The organism is Streptomyces sp. NPDC041968 (genome assembly GCF_055589025.1).
In genome coordinates this window covers 248228-271855 of record NZ_JBVJCB010000001.1, presented here as the reverse complement: position 1 = coordinate 271855, position 23628 = coordinate 248228, and the positions used below count along the sequence as shown (strand labels likewise).

The following is a 23628-nucleotide window of genomic DNA, read 5'->3' as shown; positions in this document are numbered from 1 at the left end:
TGTTGGAACGGATTATCCCGCTTCCCGAGAATCACTCCATCATGTAACCTGCACGAAATTTTGATCTCACGCAGAGGGCCAACGTCGTCCCTCGGCACTTGCACATGCCAGATGACGACGACGGGAGAGCCGATGCGTACGCCGCGCCAGCCGTCCCAGCACTCCGCGAATGGCCAGAACTGGTCCTTCATGGATGCTCGCCCTGCTGCGCAGGGTATGTACGACCCCCGCAACGAGCACGACGCCTGCGGCGTCGGTTTCGTCGCCACTCTCACCGGCGAGGCATCGCACACCCTGGTCGACCAGGCGCTCACCGTGCTGCGCAACCTGGAGCACCGCGGTGCCACCGGTTCCGAGCCCGACTCGGGCGACGGTGCGGGCATCCTCTCCCAGGTGCCGGACGCCTTCTTCCGCGAGGTGGCCGAATTCGAGCTGCCCGAGGCCGGGGCGTACGCCGTCGGCATCGCCTTCCTGCCGATGGACGGCACCGACGACGCCGTCTCGACGATCGAGACGATCGCGGCCGAGGAGGGCCTCACCGTCCTCGGCTGGCGCGAGGTCCCGGTCGCCCCGCAGATGCTGGGCGCCACCGCGCGTTCGACCATGCCGGTCTTCCGTCAGGTCTTCGTGACGGACGGCGCCTCCCAGGGCATCGCCCTCGACCGCCGCGCCTTCGCGCTGCGCAAGCGCGCCGAGCGCGAGGTCGGCGTCTACTTCCCGTCGCTGTCCGCGCGGACCATCGTCTACAAGGGCATGCTGACCACCGGCCAGCTGGAGCCGTTCTTCCCGGACCTGTCCGACCGCCGCTTCGCCTCCGCGATCGCGCTCGTGCACTCCCGCTTCTCCACCAACACCTTCCCGAGCTGGCCGCTCGCCCACCCGTACCGCTTCGTCGCGCACAACGGCGAGATCAACACGGTCAAGGGCAACCGCAACTGGATGCGCGCCCGCGAGTCCCAGCTCGCCTCGGACCTGTTCGGCTCGTCCTCGGACCTGGAGCGGATCTTCCCGGTCTGTACGCCGGACGCCTCCGACTCCGCCTCCTTCGACGAGGTGCTGGAGCTGCTGCACCTCGGCGGGCGTTCGCTGCCGCACTCGGTGCTGATGATGATCCCGGAGGCGTGGGAGAACCACGACTCCATGGACCCGGCCCGGCGCGCCTTCTACCAGTTCCACTCCACCATGATGGAGCCCTGGGACGGCCCCGCCTGTGTCACCTTCACCGACGGCACGCAGGTCGGCGCCGTGCTCGACCGCAACGGTCTGCGCCCCGGCCGCTACTGGGTGACCGACGAGGGCCTCGTCGTCCTCGGCTCCGAGGTCGGCGTCCTGGACATCGACCCGGCCAAGGTCGTCCGCAAGGGCCGCCTCCAGCCCGGCCGCATGTTCCTCGTGGACACCGCCGAGCACCGCATCATCGAGGACGACGAGATCAAGGCCCAGCTCGCGGCGGAGAAGCCGTACGCCGAGTGGATCGAGGCCGGCGAGATCGAGCTGTCCGACCTGCCCGAGCGCGAGCACATCGTGCACACCCACGCCTCGGTCACCCGCCGCCAGCAGACCTTCGGGTACACCGAGGAGGAGCTGCGCGTCATCCTCGCGCCGATGGCCAAGGCCGGCGCCGAGCCGATCGGCTCCATGGGCACCGACTCGCCGATCGCGGCGCTGTCCGACCGCCCGCGGCTGCTCTTCGACTACTTCACCCAGCTCTTCGCCCAGGTCACCAACCCGCCGCTGGACGCGATCCGCGAGGAACTGGTCACCTCCCTGCGCTCCTCGCTCGGCCCGCAGGGCAACCTGCTGGAGCCGACGGCCGCCTCCTGCCGCAGCGTCCTGCTGCCCTTCCCGGTCATCGACAACGACGAGCTGGCCAAGCTCATCCACATCAACGCCGACGGCGACATGCCCGGCTTCAAGGCCGCGACCCTCTCCGGTCTCTACCGGGTGCACGGTGGCGGCGACGCCCTCGCCGCGCGCATAGAGGAGATCTGCGCCGAGACCGACGCCGCCATCGAGAACGGCGCCCGGCTGATCGTCCTGTCCGACCGCCACTCGGACGCCGAGCACGCCCCGATCCCGTCGCTGCTGCTCACCTCGGCCGTCCACCACCACCTCATCCGCACCAAGCAGCGCACCGAGGTGGGCCTGCTGATCGAGGCCGGCGACGTCCGCGAGGTCCACCACGTCGCCCTGCTCATCGGCTACGGCGCCGCGGCCGTCAACCCGTACCTGGCCATGGAGTCCGTCGAGGACCTGGTCCGCGCGGGCACCTTCCTCCAGGCGACCGACGGCGAGCCCGAGCAGGCCATCCGGAACCTGATCTACGCCCTCGGCAAGGGCGTCCTCAAGGTCATGTCCAAGATGGGCATCTCCACCGTCGCCTCCTACCGCGGCGCCCAGGTCTTCGAGGCGGTCGGACTCGACGAGGAGTTCGTCGCCACGTACTTCAACGGCACCGCCACCAAGATCGGCGGCGTCGGCATCGACGTCATCGCCAAGGAGGTCGCCGCCCGGCACGCCAAGGCCTACCCGGCCAGCGGCATCGCGCCCGCGCACCGGGCCCTGGAGATCGGCGGCGAGTACCAGTGGCGCCGCGAGGGCGAACCGCACCTGTTCGACCCGGAGACCGTCTTCCGCCTCCAGCACTCCACGCGCTCCGGCACGTACGACATCTTCAAGAAGTACACCGAGCGCGTGAACGAGCAGTCCGAGCGCCTGATGACGCTGCGCGGCCTGTTTGGCTTCAAGAGCGACCGGCAGCCCATCCCCCTCGACGAGGTCGAGCCCGTCTCCGAGATCGTCAAGCGCTTCTCCACCGGCGCCATGTCGTACGGCTCCATCTCCCAGGAGGCGCACGAGACCCTCGCCATCGCCATGAACCAGCTGGGCGGCAAGTCCAACACCGGTGAGGGCGGCGAGGACCCGGAGCGCCTGTACGACCCGGCGCGGCGCTCGTCCATCAAGCAGGTCGCCTCGGGCCGCTTCGGCGTCACCTCCGAGTACCTGGTCAACGCGGACGACATCCAGATCAAGATGGCCCAGGGGGCCAAGCCCGGCGAGGGCGGGCAGCTGCCCGGCCACAAGGTCTACCCCTGGGTCGCCAAGACCCGGCACTCCACCCCCGGCGTCGGCCTGATCTCCCCGCCCCCGCACCACGACATCTACTCCATCGAGGACCTGGCCCAGCTGATCCACGACCTCAAGAACGCCAACCCGCAGGCCCGCATCCACGTGAAGCTGGTCTCCGAGGTCGGCGTGGGCACGGTCGCGGCGGGCGTCTCCAAGGCCCACGCGGACGTCGTCCTGATCTCCGGCCACGACGGCGGCACGGGCGCCTCGCCGCTCACCTCCCTCAAGCACGCCGGCGGCCCCTGGGAGCTGGGCCTCGCCGAGACCCAGCAGACCCTGCTGCTCAACGGCCTGCGCGACCGCATCGTCGTCCAGACCGACGGCCAGCTCAAGACCGGCCGGGACGTCGTCATCGCCGCGCTGCTCGGCGCCGAGGAGTTCGGCTTCGCGACCGCGCCGCTCGTCGTCTCCGGCTGCGTCATGATGCGCGTCTGTCACCTGGACACCTGCCCGGTCGGCATCGCGACCCAGAACCCGGTGCTGCGCGAGAGGTTCTCCGGCAAGGCCGAGTACATCGTCAACTTCTTCCGCTTCATCGCCGAAGAGGTCCGCGAGATCCTCGCCGAGCTGGGCTACCGCTCCATCGAGGAGGCCGTCGGCCACGCCGAGACCCTCGACGTCACCCGCGCCGTCGACCACTGGAAGGCCCAGGGCCTCGACCTGGAGCCGCTCTTCCACGTCCCCGCGCTGCCCGAGGGCGCCGTGCGCCACCAGGCCGTCGTCCAGGACCACGGCCTGGAGAAGGCGCTCGACAACCAGCTGATCAAGCTCGCCTCGGACGCGCTGGCGGCCTCCAGCGCCACCGACGCCGCGCCGGTGCGCGCCCAGGTCCCGATCCGCAACATCAACCGCACGGTCGGCACCATGCTCGGCCACGAGGTCACGAAGAAGTTCGGCGGCGCGGGCCTGCCCGACGACACCGTCGACATCACCTTCACCGGCTCCGCCGGCCAGTCCTTCGGCGCCTTCGTCCCGCGCGGCGTCACGCTGCGCCTGGAGGGCGACGCCAACGACTACGTCGGCAAGGGCCTCTCCGGCGGCCGGATCGTCGTCCGCCCGGACCGGGGCGCCGACCACCTCGCCGAGTACTCCACCATCGCCGGCAACACCATCGGCTACGGCGCCACCGGCGGCGAGATGTTCCTGCGCGGCAAGGTCGGCGAGCGCTTCTGCGTCCGCAACTCCGGCGCGCTGGTCGTCTCCGAGGGCGTCGGCGACCACGGCTGCGAGTACATGACCGGCGGCCACGCCGTCGTCCTCGGCGAGACCGGGCGCAACTTCGCGGCCGGCATGTCCGGTGGCGTCGCGTACGTCATCGACCTCGACCGGGACAACGTCAACGTCGGCAACGTGGGCGCGATCGAGGCGCTCGACGACGCCGACAAGCAGTGGCTGCACGACGTGGTGCGCCGGCACCAGGAGGAGACGGGCTCCACCGTCGCCGAGAAGCTGCTCGCCGACTGGCCAGCAGCCGTCGAGCGCTTCGGCAAGATCATCCCCAGCACGTACAAGGCAGTGCTCGCCGCCAAGGACGCCGCCGAGCGAGCCGGTCTCTCCGAGACCGAGATCACCGAGAAGATGATGGAGGCGGCGACCAATGGCTGATCCCAAGGGCTTTCTCAACCACGGGCGCGAGGTCGCCAAGACCCGCCCCGTCCCGGAGCGCGTCAAGGACTGGAACGAGGTCTACGTCCCCGGCTCCCTGCTGCCGATCATCAGCAAGCAGGCCAGCCGCTGCATGGACTGCGGCATCCCGTTCTGCCACAACGGCTGCCCGCTCGGGAACCTGATCCCCGAGTGGAACGACTACGCCTACCGCGAGGACTGGTCGGCCGCGCAGGAGCGCCTGCACGCCACCAACAACTTCCCGGAGTTCACCGGCCGCCTGTGCCCGGCGCCGTGCGAGTCGGCGTGCGTGCTCGGCATCAACCAGCCGGCGGTCACCATCAAGAACGTCGAGGTCTCGATCATCGACAAGGCGTGGGAGACCGGGGACGTGGCCCCGCAGATCCCCGAGCGCCTGTCCGGCAAGACCGTCGCCGTCATCGGCTCCGGCCCGGCCGGTCTCGCCGCCGCCCAGCAGCTCACCCGGGCCGGCCACACGGTAGCCGTCTACGAGCGCGCGGACCGCATCGGCGGCCTGCTGCGCTACGGCATCCCCGAGTTCAAGATGGAGAAGCGGCACATCAACCGCCGCATCGAGCAGATGCGCGCGGAGGGCACCCGCTTCCGCACCGGCGTCGAGATCGGCCGCGACCTCAAGGCCACCGACCTGAAGAAGCGCTACGACGCCGTCGTCATCGCCGCCGGCGCCACCACCGCCCGCGACCTGCCGGTCCCCGGCCGCGAGCTCCAGGGCATCTACCAGGCGATGGAGTACCTGCCCCTGGCCAACAAGGTCCAGGAGGGTGACTACGTCGCCCCGCCGATCTCGGCCGAGGGCAAGCACGTCGTCGTCATCGGCGGCGGCGACACCGGCGCCGACTGCGTGGGCACCGCCCACCGCCAGGGCGCGGCCTCCGTCACCCAGCTGGAGATCATGCCCCGGCCGGGCGAGGAGCGGGACGCGGTGCGCCAGCCGTGGCCGACCTTCCCGATGCTCTACAAGGTCACCTCGGCCCACGAGGAGGGCGGCGAGCGGGTCTACGCCGTCTCCACCACCCACTTCGAGGGCGACGAGGACGGCAACGTCCAGTGGCTGCACATGAGCGAGGTCGAGTTCATCGACGGCAAGCTCACCCCGAAGCCGGGCACCGAGCGCAAGATCCCGGCCCAGCTGGTCACCCTCGCCATGGGCTTCACCGGCACCGACCGGGAGAACGGGCTGGTGGACCAGTTCGGCCTGGAACTCGACGAACGCGGTAACATCGCCCGGGACGCCGACTTCCAGACCAACGTGCCGGGTGTGTTCGTCGCCGGTGACGCCGGCCGCGGCCAGTCGCTCATCGTCTGGGCGATCGCGGAGGGCCGCTCGGCCGCCCGCGGCGCCGACAGCTTCCTGACCGGAGCCAGCGAACTGCCGGCCCCGATCCGCCCGACCGACCGCGCTCTCGCGGTCTGACGGACGGAACAACCGAAGAACGTCCCGCACAAAGGCGTGCGGAACACTGATGGCGCCTGCCCTGTCCCCGACCGGACAAAGGGGCAGGCGCCGTCGCATGCTCCGGGCCGCGCCTACGGCAGCCGGTACGTGTCCCCGTACATCTCCCACACCAGCGGTGTGTCCAGCCCCAGGTTCCCCGCCGCCAGGAACCGGCGCTGCGCCGTGTCGACGCGCGAGGTGTCGATGCCGGGGCGCTTGGCCCGCATGGCCTGCGAGCGGACGTCCAGGAACGCCTTCAGGTAGGCCTTCTCCTCGCCCCCCTGGCCCGGCGTCTTCGCCTTCCGCAGGGTCTGCTCCCGCAGCCCGTAGAAGCCCTCCGCGTCCGTGTCGGGTCCGTGGAAGACCATCGCGTCGAAGTAGACGAACTGGCCCAGCGTGCCGAGCCCGTCCAGCTTGGCCAGGCGCACCGCCGGCTCGAAGTACACGCGGTCCCGCTCCCGCTCCTGCGCCTCGCGGAACGCGGGAAGCTCCGCCTCCGCCCGCCAGGCGGCCGGGAAGCCGGGGTCCAGGCCCTCGTGGGAGTCGGTGCCGTCCACCTCGCGCAGAGCCGGCAGATAGGCCGCCAGACCGTTGCCCGGGTGGTCCTTCGTGTAGCGCTCCACCAGCATGAGCAGGTCGTGCGTGCCGGAGCAGAAGCCGATGATGCCCGCCGTGTAGCCGCACCCGTCGCCGAGGTCCTCGATGGTGCCGTAGGAGGTGCGCCACTTCGTGGTCGAGTTCTCGGCGCTGGACACCAGCTGCTGCGCCAGCTCCTTCTTCGCGGGAGCGGCGAGCCCCGGCGGCAGACCGGCGATGAGCGCGTCGTCCGCCGCCCGCTCCTCCTCCGCCCGGCTCTTGGCGTCCTCGCGGGACGACTGGGTGGTGGACACGGGCGGCGTCACCGGGGCGTCCGCCGAGTCCGACGGCATGACGAAGTACACCCCCGTGGCGACCAGGGGGACGGCCGCGAGGAGCAGCACACCGGCACGTTTCATAGGGGAATACCTCCGCCTGTCATCTCCGACACCTTGATCGCCGCCGTCACCGCCAGCAGCACCACCAGCCCCGCGCACGCACCGGCCTGCACCGCCGTCCGCCGCCCGCCCGGGGGCGCGTACGCGTACGCGAAGGCCAGCGCGCCGCCCGCCAGGAGGCCGCCGAGGTGGCCCTGCCAGGAGGTGAACCCCGCGGACACCACCAGCCACAGCAGCAGGAAGGCCATGAAACGGTTGACCGCGCCCATGTCCGCACCCACCCGGCGGTGCAGGACGTAGTACGCCGCCGCCAGGCCGAAGACCGCGCCCGACGCGCCGACCGCGGACTGCCCGGGGTCGGCGAACACCAGTTGCAGGACGGAACCGCCGAGCGCCGACAGCAGGTACAGGACGGCGAACCGCACCCGGCCCAGCATCGGCTCCACGACCCTCCCCAGCTGCCACAGCACGACCATGTTCATCGTGAGGTGCAGGATCCCGAACGTCCCCTCGAAGGGCGAGATGTGGAGGAAGGCGCTGGTGAGCATCCGCTCCCACTCGCCGGCCACGATCCCCTCGGTACGGAAGTGCCCGAGGTACACGCCCTCGTAGACGTAGCGGCCGCCGCCCGGGTCGACGAGCCGCGCACCGACCATGGAGAAGCGGTCCACCAGCTCCGGCCGCACCGCCTCCGCCAGGTACACGAGGACGTTCAGCGCGAACAGCACGTACGTCACCACGGGCGTCGTCGAGATCCGCCCGCCGACGATCGTCCGGGCCTGCCGGGCCGACCGCGCCCCCTCCTTCACGCACTCGGGGCACTGGTGGCCCACGGGCGCCTCGCGCATGCAGTCCGGGCAGATGTGACGCTCGCAGCGGGTGCACCGGACGTGGCACTCCACCGCGGGATGGCGGTAACAGGTGGTGACGGTGGACTCGGGATCCACGCCGGCTCCTCGGGACGAAACGGACGGTGAGCCGGTGGGGACGGCGGCGAACAAAATAGCGAACGCCTGTGGACGAGCTGAGAGGCGGGGTGCACCGTGCCGTAGCCTCGGCAGCCGAGTGCCGTACGCATCGGGTGACGGGGAGTCCGCATGGCCGCGATCAGTCTCACCAAGGTCCAGGAGACGGCGCCCGCGCTGGTCGACCTGTACAAGACCGCCGGGGTGTCCCTGACCAAGCACGGGCTGGAGGGGGCCCGGGCCGCGGTCTACCTGGTCGTGGACTACTCCGGCTCCATGAAGCCGTACTACCGGGACGGCAGCGTGCAGGGCCTCGCCGACCGCGTGCTCGGACTGTCCGCGCACCTCGACGACGACGGCACCGTGCCGGTGGTCTTCTTCTCCACGGACGTCGACGCCGTCTCCCGGATCGACCTCGCCGACCACCGCGGACGCATCGACCGGATCGTGGCTGGCCTCGGACACATGGGGAAGACCAGCTACCACCTGGCCATGGACGCCGTCATCGACCACTACCTCGACAGCGGCGCCCGCCACCCCGCCCTGGTCGTCTTCCAGACCGACGGCGGACCGATCAACAAGCTCGCCGCGGAACGGTACCTGTGCAAGGCGGCGCCGTTGCCGCTGTTCTGGCAGTTCGTCGGCTTCGGCGACCCGGACAGCCGCCAGTTCGACTACCTGCGCAGACTCGACGACCTGGCGGTGCCGGAGCGGCGGGTCGTCGACAACGCCGGGTTCTTCCACGCGGGCCGCGACCCGCGGAAGGTGACCGACGCCGAGCTGTACGACCGTCTGGTGGGCGAGTTCCCCGCATGGCTCGCGGCCGCCCGCGCGCAGGGCATCGTGCGGCCGGCCTGAGACGGCGTCAGTGGGCCCAGTGGGTCAGCGGTTCAGTTCAGTGGGTCAGGGTGAAGCCCAGCACCACACCCGCCGACACCTCCACCATCCCCGGCGCCAGGTCACCGGCCGAGCCGCCGCCCCCGCCCCCATGGCCCCGGTACTGGCGGAAGGACTCGGCGTCCACGTCCTGGATGTGCACCACCGGCCCCAGCCGCACCCCCGCCGCCTCCGTGTACACCTCGGCCTTGCGGCGGGCGGCGGCCACGGCCCTGCGACGGGCCTCGTCGCGCATCGCCGGCTTGTCGTGCACGTCGAACTCGACCTCGTCGATCCGGTGCGCGCCCGCGTCCACCGCGTCCACGATGAGCTGCTGGAGCCCGTCCAGGGCCTCGGTCTGGACCGAGTAGGACGCCTGGCAGCGGTACCCGAGGAACGTCCGCTCACCGCCGTAGCCGTTGTACTCCGAACTGAGCCTGAGGCGGGAGCCCGAGACCGAGGTGTCCGGTATCCCGTGCCGGCGCAGCACCTCCCGCAGCCGTGCCACGGCCGTTCCGGCCCCCTCGAAGGCCCGGTCGGGCGCGGGCTCCAGCACGTCCACCGCCAGCTTCACCCGTACCAGCTGCGGCTCGACCCGCACACTGCCCGCACCGAACACACTGAGCCCCCAGGGCTCGTTGATCGTCTCCGTCATGCGGGCATTGAAGCACCGTGCACCTGTTCTAGGTGTCGCATTCCAGTACCGTCCGGCACAGCCCGCACCGCGCCCGCACCCGCCCCCGCACCGGCACCCTGATCCGCTGGTGACACGTCGGACAGGGGAACGACACCCGCAGCGGACCGCGCCCGCCCGACGTGAACGAGTACGGCCCCTCCTCCGCCGCGGCGACGGCGTGCGGATCCTGCGCGTGGCGGCGGTCCCGCGCGTACCGGCGGCGACCCGCCCACCCCGCCGCCGTCAACGGCGGCTGCTGCCCGTCCCGACGGGCCCGGGCCCTGCCCTCCCCGTACGCCGTGTAGGCCTGCGGACTGGTGAACCACACCGACGGGTCCTCCCCGAAGACCAGCGCCCGCTTGGCCAGGACATAGCCGAACTCCTCCGGCGTCAGATACCCCAGCTTCTGCGAGGACGCCGCGTCCTGGCGGAAGGCGTCCAGCAGCAGCCAGCCCGCACCCAGGTACGCCGCAGCCGTGTCGGTGAGGATCTCGTTGTCCCGGGTACCGGGGAAGGACAGGTCGAGGCGGTGCAGGTACACGTGCATCACCTCGTGCGCGAGGGCCGCCCCGATGTCCCGGCGATGCGTACGGAAGCGGTCGTTCAGCTCGATGAAGTACTCCGGCCCCGCCGCCAGCTCCACGCTCGCCGCGTGCGTCATCTCCCGGAAGGAGACGATCATCCGGGCGTCGGGCAGCCGGTAGTGGCGCACCAGCTCCTGAGCCACCCGCTGCGTCCCCAGATACAGGTCGTCCGTGTCGCAGAACGCCACGTCGGCCGGGGCCACGCTGGCCGAGAACGTCCGCACGGTGTCGTACGACAACCGCCTGTACAGCGCCGTGACGGCGGCCCGCACCGTCTCCAGGTGCGGGAAACCGTGCTCCACCGGTCCGCCGTTCGCCACGCCCACCCCCAAGACGCCTGAACCCTCCTCCCACTGTACGAGGGACGCCCCCGCCCGGCAGCCATGGCGCCCCTCGTACAGTGGAAGGACGGGAACGGCCCGACGCCGGCCGGACCGCGCCCAGGCCCCGCCCCCCCACGGCCCCCGCGAGGTTCTCGGGCCCTGAGACGGACTGCGACCGCCCCGCGTCCGCACGTAGGGTGGGCGCCCATGACCACCAGCAACACCGGTACCGGTGCCGTCGACCCCGCCGTCCGCGAGGAGCTGGCCCGGCTGCGGGACAGCATCGACAACATCGACGCGGCCGTCGTCCACATGCTCGCCGAGCGCTTCAAGTGCACCCAGCAGGTCGGCCACCTCAAGGCCCGGCACCAGCTCCCGCCCGCCGACCCGGCCCGGGAGGCCCAGCAGATCGCCCGGCTGCGCGCCCTCGCCGAAAGCGCCAAGCTGGACCCGGCGTTCGCCGAGAAGTTCCTGAACTTCATCATCGCCGAGGTGATCCACCACCACGAGCGCATCGCGGAGGACAACGGCAACGGCACGACCCCCGCCTCCTCCGGCTGAACCCCGCGAGCCCCCGCGCCCCCACCAGGGGGCGCACGCCGGGGAGCGCACCGGGCCGGAACGGACCGGACATACTCCGCGTAGCGATCCGCCTCTGTGCCCTGCCCACCCCATCAGGCAGCATGGCGTCATGTCCGTACTGACGCGCGACGAAGCGCAGACCCGTGCCCGGCTCCTCGACGTCCACCACTACACGATCGACCTCGATCTGACCCGTGGGGACGAGACCTTCGACTCCCGCACCGCCATCCGTTTCACCGTCCGCGGCGAGACGGGCACCACGGACACCTTCGTCGAGGTCAAGCCCGCCGAGCTGCGCACCGTCACCCTGGACGGACACCCCCTCGACCCCGCCGCCCTGACCGACAACCGGCTCGCGCTGAAGAACCTCACCCCGGGCGAGCACGAACTGCGCGTCGAGGCCGCCATGCACTACTCGCGCACCGGCGAGGGCATGCACCGCTTCACCGACCCCAGCGACGGCGAGACCTACGTCTACACGCAGCTCTTCATGGACGACGTCCAGCGCGTCTTCGCCGCCTTCGACCAGCCCGACCTGAAGGCCGTCTTCGACCTCACCGTCACCGCGCCCAAGGACTGGACCGTCCTCGCCAACGGCATCACCGAGCACACCGGGGACGGCCACTGGAAGGCCGCCGCGACCCCCCTCATCTCCACCTACCTCGTGGCCGTCGCCGCCGGCCCCTGGCACTCCCAGCGCACCGAGCACCGCGGCCTGCCCTTCGGCATCCACTGCCGCCGCTCCCTCGCCCGCCACCTGGACGCCGACGCCGACGAACTCTTCGAGATCACCCGCGGCTGTTTCGACCGCTACAACGAGAAGTTCACCGAGCCCTACCCCTTCGACTCCTACGACCAGGCGTTCGTCCCAGAGTTCAACGCCGGCGCCATGGAGAACCCCGGCCTGGTCACCTTCCGTGACGAGTTCGTCTTCCGCTCCGCCGTCACCGACACCGAGCGGCAGACCCGCGCGATGGTCATCGCCCACGAGATGGCCCACATGTGGTTCGGCGACCTCGTCACCCTCCGCTGGTGGGACGACATCTGGCTCAACGAGTCCTTCGCCGAGTACATGGGCTACCAGACCACCGCCGAGGCCACCCGCTTCACCCGGACCTGGACCGACTTCGGCGTCACCCGCAAGCCCTGGGGCTACGACGCCGACCAACGCCCCACCACCCACCCCGTCGCCCCCGAGAACGTCGAGGACACCGCCTCCGCCCTCCTCAACTTCGACGGCATCTCCTACGCCAAGGGCGCCTCCGCCCTGCGGCAACTCGTCACCTGGCTCGGCGAGAAGGACTTCCTGGCCGGCATCAACACCCACTTCGAGCGGCACAAGTTCGCCAACGCCACCCTCGCCGACTTCATCGACTCCCTCGCCGCCGCCACCGACCGCGACGTCCACGCCTGGGCCGACGCCTGGCTGCGCACCACCGGCGTCGACACCCTCACCCCGCGCCTCACCGGCGAGAACGGCAGCCGCGCCCTCACCGTGGACCACGCGGGCACCCGCCCCCACCGCATCGCCGTCGGCCTCTACGACCAGGACCTCACCGACGAGGGCCGGCTCACCCTGCGCGAACGCCTCGACCTCGACATCCCCCAGGACGAACCGAGGCCCATCGGCAAACTCCCCGCCCTGGTCGTCCTCAACGACGGCGACCTGAGCTACGCCAAGATCCGCTTCGACGCCGACTCCTTCCGGACCCTGCACGCCCGGCTCTCCGGCCTCCCCGACCCGCTCACCCGGGCCGTCGTCTGGAACGCCCTGCGCGACGCCGTCCGCGACGGCGACCTCACCACCGGCGCCTACCTGGACATCGCCCGCACCCACCTCCCCCACGAGACCGACCTCGCCCTCGTCGACGGCGTCCTCGCCTTCGCCTCCGCCCAGGTCGCCGACCGCTACGCCACCCCCGAACAGCGGCCCGCCGCCCTGGCCACCCTCACCGACCTCTGCCGCGACCTCATCCGCCGCACCGAGGACGGTGACCACCCCGGCCTGCGCCTCATCGCCGTACGCCACCGCATCGCCACCGCCGCCCACCCCGACGCCATCGCCGCCTGGCTCGCCGACGGCACCGTCCCCGGCGGCCCCGAACTCGACCCCGAACTGCGCTGGCGCATCCTCACCCGCCTCGCCGTCCTCGGCGCCACCGACGAGACCGCCATCGCCGCCGAACTCGCCCGCGACCCCAGCGCCACCGGCCAGGAGGGCGCCGCCCGCTGCCGCGCCGCCCTCCCCGACCCCGAGGCCAAGAACCGCGCCTGGGAGGCCATGTTCGCCTCCGACGACCTCTCCAACTACCTCTTCACCGCCACCGCCCAGGGCTTCTGGCAGCCCGAACAGGCCGACCTCGTCCAGGACTTCGTACCGCGCTACTACGCCGAAGCGGTCGCCGTCGCCGCCCGCCGCGGCCCCGCCATCGCCGAGGCCGCCGGCCGCTGGGCCTTCCCCGTCCACGCCGTCGACACCGACAACCTGCGCCTCGGCCAGGCCTGCCTCGACGACGCCGAACCGACCCCCGCCCTGCGGCGCAAGCTCGCCGACCAACTCGACGACCTCGCCCGCGCCCTGCGGGTACGGGAGGCCCGGACGCACTGAGCCGGAACGCGGCCGGGCCCCCTCCCACGGGAGACCGGCCGCACACATACCCCTTTCGGGTTGCGATCGTTGGGCTGTCCGGGCGTATCCACGCGACCCCGTGCACGCTGGAACTCCCCTCACGCCCGGAGGACAGCCCATGGGCATGCCGCCCCTCGCCTCGGGCCCGCACGGCCCCGACACCCTGCGGCCCCTGCTCGACACCGTGCTCGACGCCCTGCGCACCGGCGCCGCGGCACGCGGCGGCCCCCTCCCCGCAGGCGGCCCCGAAGCCGTCGCCACCCGCGTCGCGCAGGCAGCCGGCACCCTCCTGCCCGACCAGGGGGACCCCGAGGCCCTCCGCGCCCTGGTCACCGCCCTCGCCGCCGGCGCCGCCGACCCCGCCCACCCCCTGTGCGCCGCCCACCTGCACGGCGCGCCCCTCGCCGTCGCCGCGGCCGCCGACCTCGCCGCGAGCGTCCTCAACCCCTCCCTCGACTCCTGGGACCAGGCACCGGCCGCCTCCGCACTGGAAGCCCTCGTCACCCGCACCCTGGCCCAGGAGACCGGCGCCACCGACGCCCTCGTCACCACCGGCGGCACCGAGTCCAACCAACTCGCCGTCCTCCTAGCACGCGAAGCACACGGCCCGAACGTGCGACTGCTCCACGGCCCCGGCGTCCACCACTCGGTGCCCCGCGCCGCCTGGCTGCTGGGCCTGCCCGAACCCGTCACCGTCCCCGCCCCCGCCGGCACCCTCGACCCCGCCTCCCTCGACGAGGCGCTCACCCGCATCCCCGGACCCCACCTCGTCGTCGCCACCGCCGGCACCACCGACGCCGGCCTCATCGACCCGCTGCCCGAGATCGCCGACCGCTGCACCGCCCACGGCGCCCGCCTCCACGTCGACGCCGCCTACGGCGCGGGCCTCCTCTTCAGCGACCGGCACCGACCCCGACTCGCCGGACTGGACGCCGCCCACACCGTCACCCTCGACCTGCACAAACTCGGCTGGCAGCCCATCGCCGCCGGCCTCCTCACGGTCAAGGACGGCGACGACCTCGCCGCGCTCCACCACCGCGCCGAGTACCTCAACCCGGACGACGACACCGACGCCGGCCTCCCGGACCTCCTCGGCCGCTCACCCCGCACCAGCCGGCGCCCCGACATCCTCAAGATCGCCGTCACCCTCAAGACCCTGGGCCGCACCGGCCTCGGCGCCCTCGTCGACACCGTCTGCGCGCTCGCCGAGGAGTTCGCCGCCCTCGTCCACGACCACCCCGGGTTCGAACTGCACGCCCCGCCCACCATCAGCACGGTCCTCTTCCGGCCCGCGCACGCCACCGACGACACCGTAGCCACCGTCCGCCGCACCCTCCTCACCACCGGCGCCGCCGTCCTCGGCCGGGCCCGCACCGACGGCCGGCTCTGGCTCAAGGCCACCCTCCTCAACCCCCACACCCGGCCCGCCGACCTGGCCACCCTCCTGACCCTCGTGGAAACAGCCCTGGAAGGACCCACCCCCCGGTGAACGCCACCCCCGACCCCACGCCCGACGCCCCCCGCGACCTCGTCGGCGTCGGCATCGGCCCCTTCAACCTCTCCCTCGCCGCCCTCGCCGACCCCCTCGCCGGCCTCCACACCGTCTTCTACGACCAGCGCCCCGCCTTCCACTGGCACCCCGGCCTGCTCATCGACGGCGCACGCGTCCAAGTGCCCTTCCTCGCCGACCTGGTCACCCTCGCCGACCCGGCCAGCCCCTGGACCTTCCTCAACCACCTCAGGGCCCGCGACCGCCTCTTCCCCTTCTACTTCGCCGAACGCTTCCACATCCAGCGCGCCGAGTACGACGCCTACTGCCGCTGGGTCGCCGAAGCCCTCCCCTCCCTGCGCTTCCACCACCAGGTCGACGCCGTCCGCTGGAACCCCGAACGCGACCTCTTCGAAGTCGACTACACCCGACTCGACGCCGACGGAGAGGCCGAAGCCCTCGGCCGCACCCACACCCGCAACGTCGTCCTCGGCGTCGGCACCGAACCCCACGTCCCCGACCCCCTCAAACCCCTCGTCGACGCCCCCGGCGTCCCCGTCGTCCACGCCGCCGACTACCTCGACCACCGTGACACCCTCCTCGCCGCCGGACACGTCACCGTCATCGGCACCGGCCAGTCCGGCGCCGAGATCTTCCTCGACCTGCTCCGCCACCGCCCCGTCGGCCGCGAGAAACTGCACTGGCTCGGCCGCAGCGAGGCCTTCGCCCCCATGGAGTACTCCAAGCTCGGCCTGGAACACTTCACCCCCGACTACACCCGCTACTTCCACGCCCTCACCGAACCGGTCCGCGACCGCCTCGTCGCCGGACAATGGCAACTCCACAAGGGCATCGACGCCGACACCACCGCCGCCATCCACGACGAGCTCTACCGCCGCACCCTCGACGGCGGCTGGCCCGACACCGTCCTCACCCCCGGCGTCCACGTCCGCACCGCCGGCCGCATCGCCACCACCCAGGTCGAACTGCACCTCGAACACGAACAACAGAAGACCCGCTCCCGCCTCACCACCGACGCCGTCGTCCTCGCCACCGGCTACCGCGAACGCCCCCTCGGCCACGTCCTCGCCGGCCTCGACCCCTACATGCGCCGCGACAACCACGAACGCCCCCGCGTCGACGCACGCTTCCGCCTCGTCCTCGACCCCTCCGTCACCGGCCGCGTCTACGTCCAGAACGCCGAGACCCACACCCACGGCGTCGGCGCCCCCGACCTCGGCCTCGCCGCCTGGCGCAGCGCGACCATCCTCAACGACCTCACCGGACAGGAGCCCTACCCGCTCCCCGCCCGCACCGCCTTCACCACCTTCGGCCTGGAACGCGGACAGCCCCAGATCCCCTCCGCACGCGACCACCGGACACTGACCCCGCTGGTCGAGGGAATCTGAGGCCGCACCGCACCGCGCTCAGAACACCGGCACGCCGTCCCGCGTCAACGACCAGTCCACGGACGCGAAGTCCTTCGGATCCAGCACGCCCCTCGCCGTCACCCACTCGGCGATCCGCGTCCGGATCTCCGTCGACTCCGACCACAGCTCCCTGGCCGCCGCCACATGCGGGAAGGCACCCCCGCCGTTGGCCCGGTAGTTGTTCACCGCCAGCACGAACTGCTGAGCGTCGTCCAACGGCGCACCACCGTGGGCCAGGTTCCGGATACGCGACCCCGGCGCCTGCGCGATGTCGATCTCGTACGTCAGCCCCGACACGTAGTCGTAGTTGTAGTCCGGACGGCCGTTCGCGTTGGTCAGCTCGTCCACCTCCACCGGCGCCCCGGCCGCCGTCCGCACGTAGTACTCCGCCGAGTACTCCAGGTACGCCCGCACCTGCGCACCCGTCATCAACTTCGCGACCAGCGTGTTGTCGTACACGTACAGACTCGACAGGTCCCGGATCGTCACGTTCCCCGCCGGAATCTCGGAGGTCCGCGAGAACGGCGACGCCTGCGCGAGAACCGGCAGCGAGGCGAACTCCGTACCGGCCAGCGCCTCCCGGACCACGTCCTCCTGCACCTTCGTGATCAGGTCGATGATCGGGGCGTCCCGGTACCGCGCCTCGACCGTCGTCAGCGTCTCGGTCGCGGTGCCGACCACCTGGTTGACGTACGCCACGACCTCCGCGTGCTGCCGGCCGAGCAGCTCGGTGATCCGCGGATCGTCCTCGACCGTCCTCGCGTCGCGCAGCGACGCCCGGACCGACTCCACCTGCCACCGGCCGCGCTCGAAGACCAGGTCGAAATCGAACAGGGTGAGCCGCTCCGCGTAACACAGCGGCTCCGACAGCACGACCGTCCTCCCGGTCTTCTCGTTGACGACCTTCAGCTCCGGGATCTCCACATGCGCGTGCCCGACGAGGATCGCGTCGATACCCGGCACCTGCCGCGCCACGTTCGCCGCCGCGTTCTCCACGTACGGCAACTGGTCACCGTAGGAGGACGTGCCCGACGACCCCGAGTGCGCCGACACCACCACCACGTCGGCACCCATCGAGCGCAGCTTCGGCACCCACTTGGCGGCCTGCTCCTCCAGCCCCGGGAAGGCCAGCTTCCCCTGCACGTACGCCTTGTCCCAGATCGCGATGCCCGGATTGGTCAGCCCCAGCACCGCCACCTTCACCGGCGGCGCGCCCTTCACCCGGAACGTCTTCATGAAGTACGGCGGGAACGCCGGCTTCAGCGTCTTCGCGTCCACCGCGTTGGCGCCCAGCAGCGGGAAGTCGCACTGCTCCTCGAACTTGCGCAGCGTCTCGATGCCGTAGTTGAACTCGTGGTTGCCGAGCGCCACCGCGTCGTACCCGATCGCGTTCATCGCCTGCGCCATCGGGTGCACCGGACCGCCCTCGGCGGTGATCGGGTCCACCTTCGCGTAGTAGTACGTCAGCGGAGTGCCCTGGATGGTGTCACCCGCGTCCAGCAGCAGCGTGTTGCGGCGGCCCTTCTCCTCGCGGACCCGGTCCACCAGGGTGGAGACGCGGGCCAGCCCCTGGGCGTTGCCCGCCGCGTCCGTGTACTCGGCGTCCTTGAAGTAGTCCCAGTTGAAGACGTGCCCGTGCAGGTCGGTGGTGCCGAGCACGGTCAGCGCGTACCGCTTGGGCTTCCCGCGGCCCCCGCGCCCGGTGGCCGCCCCGGCCGCCGGAGCCGCCGCCGCACCGGCCAACGCCACCCCCGCCCCCGTCACGGCGGACCTGCTCAGGAACTTCCGGCGGTTCAACGGCATGGCTGGCTCTCCTCGGCGACGACGCGTCACAACAACGCGCGTAGATTCCTTCCTGATCACACCGCGTGTCAACAGGTGATCGCTCACATGCCCGAAAAGGGAAAGAAGGGCCATCCGGAATGCTCATCGGAGCATCCCGGTGCACAATTCAACACTTGTCAATAACCCTTCACCCAGCCGTGGTTGGACAGCCATGCGCGGCCAATTCGCTACCGGCCGGTAAGTCATAGGCTCGACCCATGCGCCGAGCAAAGATCGTCTGTACCCTGGGGCCCGCCACCGATTCGTACGACCAGATCAAAGACCTGGTCGACGCCGGAATGGACATCGCCCGCTTCAATTTCAGCCACGGCACCCACGCCGAACACGAAGAGCGGTACCACCGCGTCCGAAAGGCCTCCGACGAGACCGGCCGCAGCGTCGGCACCCTCGCCGACCTTCAAGGGCCGAAGATCCGGCTCGGCACCTTCGCCGAAGGCCCCGTACTCCTTGAACGCGACGACACCTTCACCCTCACCGTCGAAGAAGGCGCCCAAGGCGACCGTCACGGCTGCGGCACCACCTACGCAGGCCTCGCCGCCGACGTCACCCCCGGCGAACGCGTCCTCGTCGACGACGGCAAGGTCTGCCTGGAGGTCACCGGCGTCGACGGCCCCAGGATCCGCACCACCGTCGTCGAGGGCGGCATGGTCTCCGACCACAAAGGCCTCAACCTCCCCGGCGTCGCCGTCTCCGTCCCCGCCCTCTCCAAGAAGGACGAGGACGACCTCCGCTGGGCCCTGCGCAACGGATTCGACGTCATCGCCCTCTCCTTCGTCCGCAGCGGACGCGACGTCCTCGACGTCCGCCGCATCATGGACGAGGAGGGCCGCCGCCTCCCCGTCATCGCCAAGGTCGAGAAGCCGCAGGCCGTCGAGAACATCGAGGACATCGTCGCCGCCTTCGACGGCATCATGGTCGCGCGGGGCGACCTCGGCGTCGAAATGCCCCTCGAGCAGGTCCCGATCTTCCAAAAGCGCGCCATCAAGCTCGCCAAGCGCAACGCCAAACCCGTCATCGTCGCCACCCAGATGCTCGACTCGATGATCGACAACGCCCGCCCGACCCGCGCCGAGGCCTCCGACGTCGCCAACGCCGTCATCGACGGCACCGACGCGGTGATGCTCTCCGGCGAGACCAGCGTCGGCAAACACCCCATCGACACGGTCCGCACGATGGCCCGGATCGTCGAGGCGGCGGAGGAGGACATCCTCGCCAAGGGCCTGCCCCCGCTGACCGACCGCAACAAGCCCCGCACCCAGGGCGGCGCGGTCGCCCGCGCGGCGGCGGAGATCGGCGACTTCCTCGGCGCTAAGTTCCTCGTCGCCTTCACCCAGTCCGGCGACACCGTCCGCCGCCTCTCCCGCTACCGCTCACCCATCCCGCTGCTCGCCTTCACCCCCGAACCGGCCACGCGCTCCCAGCTGAGCCTCACCTGGGGCGTCGAGACCTTCATCGGCCCGCACGTGGACTCCACCGACGCGATGGTCGACCAGGTGGACGAACTGCTCACCCGCTACGGCCGCTGCGAGAAGGGCGACGTCGTGGTCATCACGGCCGGCTCCCCGCCCGGGGTGTCGGGCTCGACCAACCTGGTCCGGGTCCACCACATCGGGGAGGACGACAGCCCCAGGTAGGCAGGCCCGGGTGTCAGTACTTGGGGCCCACGTGGGCGTCCATGAGGGCTACGGAGGCTCTGCGGGCCACGGAGATGTTGTAGGCGTTGCCGTGGCGCGTGCAGTGCGTCCACTCGACGCCGAGTGCGTCGAGGGTGTCCGTGTAAAGGCGGCGGATGTCGGCCGAGACGTTGGTGAAGACGTACCGGGGATACTCGTAACGCTTGCGTTCGCCATCGACGACACGGGTCGTCCAGTTGGTGACGCGACAGCCGTCAGAGTGAATCAGCCCACGGACGAACTCCCAGGGATGGGCACCGACGATCGCCTGTTGCCAGGACTCCAGGGCGATTTTGCGCTCGTGCTTCTTGCCGGGGCCGTGCTGGGGGAACATGCAGCACCAGTGCTTGGTGTAGGACTTGACCTCGACGCACCCGGGTTTGCGGCGCTGACTCACACAGGGCAGGGGCATGACCCTGCGCATGGCCTCTTCCGCCGTGGCGATCAGACCGACCTGGGTGGCGTTGCAGAAGATCGACAGATGGTGCTGGCCGGGCTTGGAGACGATATGGCCGTCGCCGAGATAGAGACCGAGCAGATAGGCGTACGCGGTCTCGTCGAACACGCGGTCCGTGCACAGCGGGCAGCCGGTCGGCGACTCGTACGTCTCGCCGCGTGCCCTGCGGTCCTCGCTGCGCCACCAGCCGACGGTGCCTCGCGGGACGTGGAGCAGCTCGGACACCTCGCGGTTGGGGACGCCCTGCCTCATGAGGGTGACAGCAAAAGCGCGAATCGAAGGGCTGTGCTGTTCCATGAGGTCACTTTGCGCCCCTGTCCGTGATCACGGACAGTGAAGAGCGGAGGTTCACGAGAACGTGAGCCTCCGCTCGAAAAGTGCCCGGTGTGGGATTCGAACCCACATGCCCAAAGGGCACGGCATTTTGAGTGCCGCGAGTCTGACCAGTTCCTCCAACCGGGCAAGATTGGTGACCGCTGGGAAGTGTACCGGTTCACTTCGATCCGTCGCAGCTAGGTAGGCTCTTGTCAGCAGTACCGCCCGCCCCGGAACAAGGAGCGCCCACGTGACCGCCCCCGAGTCGCCCCAGCCCGCCGACGTGAACGACGACGACAAGTCGCACGTGCCTCCGCTGACGACCCGAGTCGTCATCGCCGAGGACGAGGCGCTCATCCGGCTGGACCTCAAAGAGATGCTGGAGGAGGAGGGGTACTCCGTCGTCGGTGAGGCCGGTGACGGGGAGCAGGCCGTGGAGCTGGCCCGTGAGCACCGCCCCGACCTGGTGATCCTGGACGTGAAGATGCCCAAGCTCGACGGCATCTCCGCGGCCGAGAAGATCGCCGAGGAGAGCATCGCGCCGGTGCTGATGCTGACCGCGTTCTCGCAGCGCGACCTGGTGGAGCGGGCCCGGGACGCGGGGGCCATGGCGTACCTGGTCAAGCCGTTCAGCAAGAGCGACGTGGTCCCGGCGATCGAGATGGCCGTCTCGCGGTTCACGGAGCTGAAGGAGCTGGAGAAGGAGGTCGCCGACCTCAGCCAGCGCCTGGAGACCCGCAAGCTGGTCGACCGTGCCAAGTCGGTGCTCCAGACGGAGTACGGCCTGACCGAGCCGGCCGCGTTCCGGTGGATCCAGAAGACCTCGATGGACCGGCGGATGTCGATGCAGCAGGTGGCCGAGGCGGTCATCCAGGACGCCGAGGAGAAGAAGGCGTCCAAGGGCTGAGCACGGTACGACCGAGGCCCGCGCCCCTGTCCGGGGGCGCGGGCCTCGTCGTACCGGCGCGGGGTCAGTCCTCGCCGAGGTAGGCCTTGCGGACCGACTCGTCGTGGAGGAGGTCCTGGCCGCTGCCGGACAGGACGATGTTGCCGACCTCCATGACGTGGCCGTGGTCGGCCAGCGACAGGGCCGCCTGGGCGTTCTGCTCGACGAGCAGGATCGTGGTGCCCTGGGACTTCAGCTCGGCGATCGTCGCCATGATCTTCTGCATCATGATCGGCGAGAGGCCCATGGACGGCTCGTCCAGCATGAGCAGCTTGGGCTGGGACATCAGCGCGCGTCCCATGGCGAGCATCTGCTGCTCGCCGCCGGAGAGGGTGCCCGCGGCCTGCTTCCGGCGCTCCCCGAGGATCGGGAAGAGGTCGTAGGCGCGCTGGATGTCCTTCTCGATGCCCTGCTTGTCACTGCGGAGGAAGGCGCCCAGGCGGAGGTTGTCCTCGATCGTCATGCGCGGGAAGATGTGCCGCCCCTCGGGGGAGTGGGCGAGTCCCAGGGAGACGATCTGGTGGGCGGGCACCTTCTTGAGGGACTTGCCGCCGAACCTGATCTGGCCGCCGACCGGCTTGAGGAGGCCCGAGAGGGTGCGCAGGGTGGTGGTCTTGCCGGCGCCGTTGGTGCCGATGAGGGTGACCACCTCGCCGGCGTCGACCTTGAAGGAGATGCCCTTGACGGCCTCGATCTTGCCGTAGGCGACGCGGAGGTCCTCGACCTCGAGCAGTGCGGTCATCGGTCGTTCTCCTTGCCGGCCGCGGTGTTCTTAGTGGTGTCGGCCTGGGCGGCCTCCGCGGCCTCGACCTCGGCGGCCTCCGCGGCGCCGGGGTCGTTGTCGAGGGGCTCGCCGAGGTAGGCGGCGACCACGCGTTCGTCGCCCTGCACGGTGGCGCTGTCGCCCTCGACGAGTTTCTGGCCCTGTACGAGGACGGCGACGCGGTCGCAGAGGTTGAAGATGAAGCGCATGTCGTGCTCGATGACAAGGACGGCGATGCCCTTGTCGCGGATGGCGAAGACGAGTTCCTCGGTGGCCCGTGTCTCCTGCGGGTTCATGCCTGCGGTCGGCTCGTCCAGGAGCAGCAGGCCGGGTTCGCTGGCGAGGGCGCGGGCGATCTCCAGTTTGCGCTGCTCGCCGTAGGGGAGGTTGCGCGAGAGGTGGTCGGCCTTGGCGGCCAGGCCCACGAACTCGAGCAGTTCCATGGCGCGTTCCCGGGAGGTGGCCTCCGCCTTGTGGAAGCCGGGGCCGCGCAGGACGGCCGACCAGAAGCCTTCCTTGGTACGGGTGTGGCGGCCGACGAGGACGTTCTCCAGGACCGTCATGTTGGCGAACAGGCGGATGTTCTGGAAGGTGCGGGCGATGCCCGCGGCCGTGACCTTGAAGGACTTGGCGGGCAGGACGGTGCCCTTGTAGCGGACTTCGCCCTCGGTCGGTATGTAGAGGCCGGTGAGGCAGTTGAAGAAGGTGGTCTTGCCGGCGCCGTTGGGGCCGATGAGGCCGACGATCTCGCCGCTGTTGACGGTGAGGTCGACGTTGTTGACCGCGGTGAGGCCGCCGAAGCGCATGGTGACGCCGCGCGCGTCGAGGACCGTGGTGCCGGGGGTGGGGGCGCCGGGGGCGGTGTCCTTGGTGGTGGTGTCGGTGGTCAT

At 70.7% G+C, this 23628-nt stretch carries 17 protein-coding genes and 1 tRNA gene; 9 read left to right on the top strand and 9 right to left on the bottom strand.

Annotated elements, in window-relative coordinates:
* The first annotated feature begins 189 nt into the window (after positions 1-189).
* A complete protein-coding gene (gltB, locus tag ACZ6EG_RS01240; protein ID WP_469601640.1) occupies positions 190-4734 on the top strand; it encodes a glutamate synthase large subunit in 4545 nt (1514 codons plus the stop codon).
* A complete protein-coding gene (locus tag ACZ6EG_RS01235) occupies positions 4727-6190 on the top strand; it encodes a glutamate synthase subunit beta (protein WP_391967610.1) in 1464 nt (487 codons plus the stop codon). Before gltB ends, ACZ6EG_RS01235 begins: the two co-directional genes overlap by 8 nt.
* 113 nt (positions 6191-6303) lie before the next feature.
* On the opposite strand, the gene ACZ6EG_RS01230 is transcribed toward ACZ6EG_RS01235, so the two are convergent.
* Both ACZ6EG_RS01230 and ACZ6EG_RS01225 read right to left on the bottom strand, forming a co-directional pair.
* Positions 6304-7206: a chitosanase gene (locus ACZ6EG_RS01230; RefSeq protein ID WP_391967609.1), complete on the bottom strand. Its 903-nt coding sequence runs from the start codon at positions 7204-7206 to the stop codon at positions 6304-6306.
* Positions 7203-8132, bottom strand: a complete 930-nt coding sequence (locus tag ACZ6EG_RS01225) for a rhomboid family intramembrane serine protease (RefSeq protein ID WP_469600591.1) — start codon at positions 8130-8132, stop codon at positions 7203-7205. The genes ACZ6EG_RS01230 and ACZ6EG_RS01225 overlap by 4 nt, the downstream gene beginning before the upstream one ends.
* A 150-nt stretch (positions 8133-8282) precedes the next feature.
* Between ACZ6EG_RS01225 and ACZ6EG_RS01220 the strand changes: the two genes are divergently transcribed.
* Positions 8283-9008 (top strand): vWA domain-containing protein, encoded by a 726-nt coding sequence (locus ACZ6EG_RS01220; protein WP_356608022.1) that lies wholly within the window; start codon positions 8283-8285, stop codon positions 9006-9008.
* Between the two features lie 37 nt (positions 9009-9045).
* On the opposite strand, the gene ACZ6EG_RS01215 is transcribed toward ACZ6EG_RS01220, so the two are convergent.
* Together ACZ6EG_RS01215 and ACZ6EG_RS01210 are read right to left on the bottom strand one after the other, a co-directional pair.
* Positions 9046-9681, bottom strand: a complete 636-nt coding sequence (locus tag ACZ6EG_RS01215) for an SIMPL domain-containing protein (protein ID WP_469600588.1) — start codon at positions 9679-9681, stop codon at positions 9046-9048.
* A gap of 28 nt (positions 9682-9709) precedes the next feature.
* Positions 9710-10606 (bottom strand): hypothetical protein, encoded by an 897-nt coding sequence (locus tag ACZ6EG_RS01210; RefSeq protein ID WP_469601637.1) that lies wholly within the window; start codon positions 10604-10606, stop codon positions 9710-9712.
* 210 nt (positions 10607-10816) lie between these two features.
* Between ACZ6EG_RS01210 and ACZ6EG_RS01205 the strand changes: the two genes are divergently transcribed.
* From ACZ6EG_RS01205 to ACZ6EG_RS01190, 4 genes are all read left to right on the top strand, one after another.
* Positions 10817-11170 (top strand): chorismate mutase, encoded by a 354-nt coding sequence (locus tag ACZ6EG_RS01205; protein ID WP_391967606.1) that lies wholly within the window; start codon positions 10817-10819, stop codon positions 11168-11170.
* Between the two features lie 130 nt (positions 11171-11300).
* Complete coding sequence (gene pepN, locus ACZ6EG_RS01200) at positions 11301-13799, top strand: aminopeptidase N (protein ID WP_469600584.1); 2499 nt, start codon at positions 11301-11303, stop codon at positions 13797-13799.
* A 139-nt stretch (positions 13800-13938) separates the two neighbouring features.
* Entirely contained in the window at positions 13939-15309 is a 1371-nt protein-coding gene (locus ACZ6EG_RS01195) for a pyridoxal phosphate-dependent decarboxylase family protein (RefSeq protein ID WP_391967604.1), read from the top strand.
* Positions 15306-16718: a lysine N(6)-hydroxylase/L-ornithine N(5)-oxygenase family protein gene (locus tag ACZ6EG_RS01190; RefSeq protein WP_391967603.1), complete on the top strand. Its 1413-nt coding sequence runs from the start codon at positions 15306-15308 to the stop codon at positions 16716-16718. Before ACZ6EG_RS01195 ends, ACZ6EG_RS01190 begins: the two co-directional genes overlap by 4 nt.
* An 18-nt stretch (positions 16719-16736) precedes the next feature.
* Here ACZ6EG_RS01190 and ACZ6EG_RS01185 read toward each other — a convergent pair whose 3' ends face one another.
* The gene (locus ACZ6EG_RS01185) at positions 16737-18542 is read right to left on the bottom strand and encodes a bifunctional metallophosphatase/5'-nucleotidase (protein ID WP_391967602.1); all 1806 of its coding nucleotides are present in this window, start codon (positions 18540-18542) and stop codon (positions 16737-16739) included.
* 239 nt (positions 18543-18781) lie between these two features.
* Between ACZ6EG_RS01185 and pyk the strand changes: the two genes are divergently transcribed.
* Positions 18782-20218, top strand: coding sequence for a pyruvate kinase (gene pyk, locus ACZ6EG_RS01180; RefSeq protein ID WP_391967601.1), 1437 nt, complete (start codon positions 18782-18784; stop codon positions 20216-20218).
* 13 nt (positions 20219-20231) lie between these two features.
* Here the strand turns inward: pyk and ACZ6EG_RS01175 are convergent, their stop codons facing one another.
* Positions 20232-21011: a helix-turn-helix domain-containing protein gene (locus tag ACZ6EG_RS01175; RefSeq protein WP_469600580.1), complete on the bottom strand. Its 780-nt coding sequence runs from the start codon at positions 21009-21011 to the stop codon at positions 20232-20234.
* 81 nt (positions 21012-21092) lie between these two features.
* Positions 21093-21176 (bottom strand) — tRNA-Leu (locus ACZ6EG_RS01170).
* A gap of 103 nt (positions 21177-21279) precedes the next feature.
* Here ACZ6EG_RS01170 and ACZ6EG_RS01165 point away from each other — a divergent pair.
* Positions 21280-21936: an ANTAR domain-containing response regulator gene (locus ACZ6EG_RS01165; RefSeq protein ID WP_053129133.1), complete on the top strand. Its 657-nt coding sequence runs from the start codon at positions 21280-21282 to the stop codon at positions 21934-21936.
* Between the two features lie 64 nt (positions 21937-22000).
* Here the strand turns inward: ACZ6EG_RS01165 and ACZ6EG_RS01160 are convergent, their stop codons facing one another.
* A complete protein-coding gene (locus ACZ6EG_RS01160) occupies positions 22001-22717 on the bottom strand; it encodes an ABC transporter ATP-binding protein (protein WP_383648831.1) in 717 nt (238 codons plus the stop codon).
* Complete coding sequence (locus tag ACZ6EG_RS01155) at positions 22714-23628, bottom strand: ABC transporter ATP-binding protein (RefSeq protein WP_356608001.1); 915 nt, start codon at positions 23626-23628, stop codon at positions 22714-22716. The genes ACZ6EG_RS01160 and ACZ6EG_RS01155 overlap by 4 nt, the downstream gene beginning before the upstream one ends.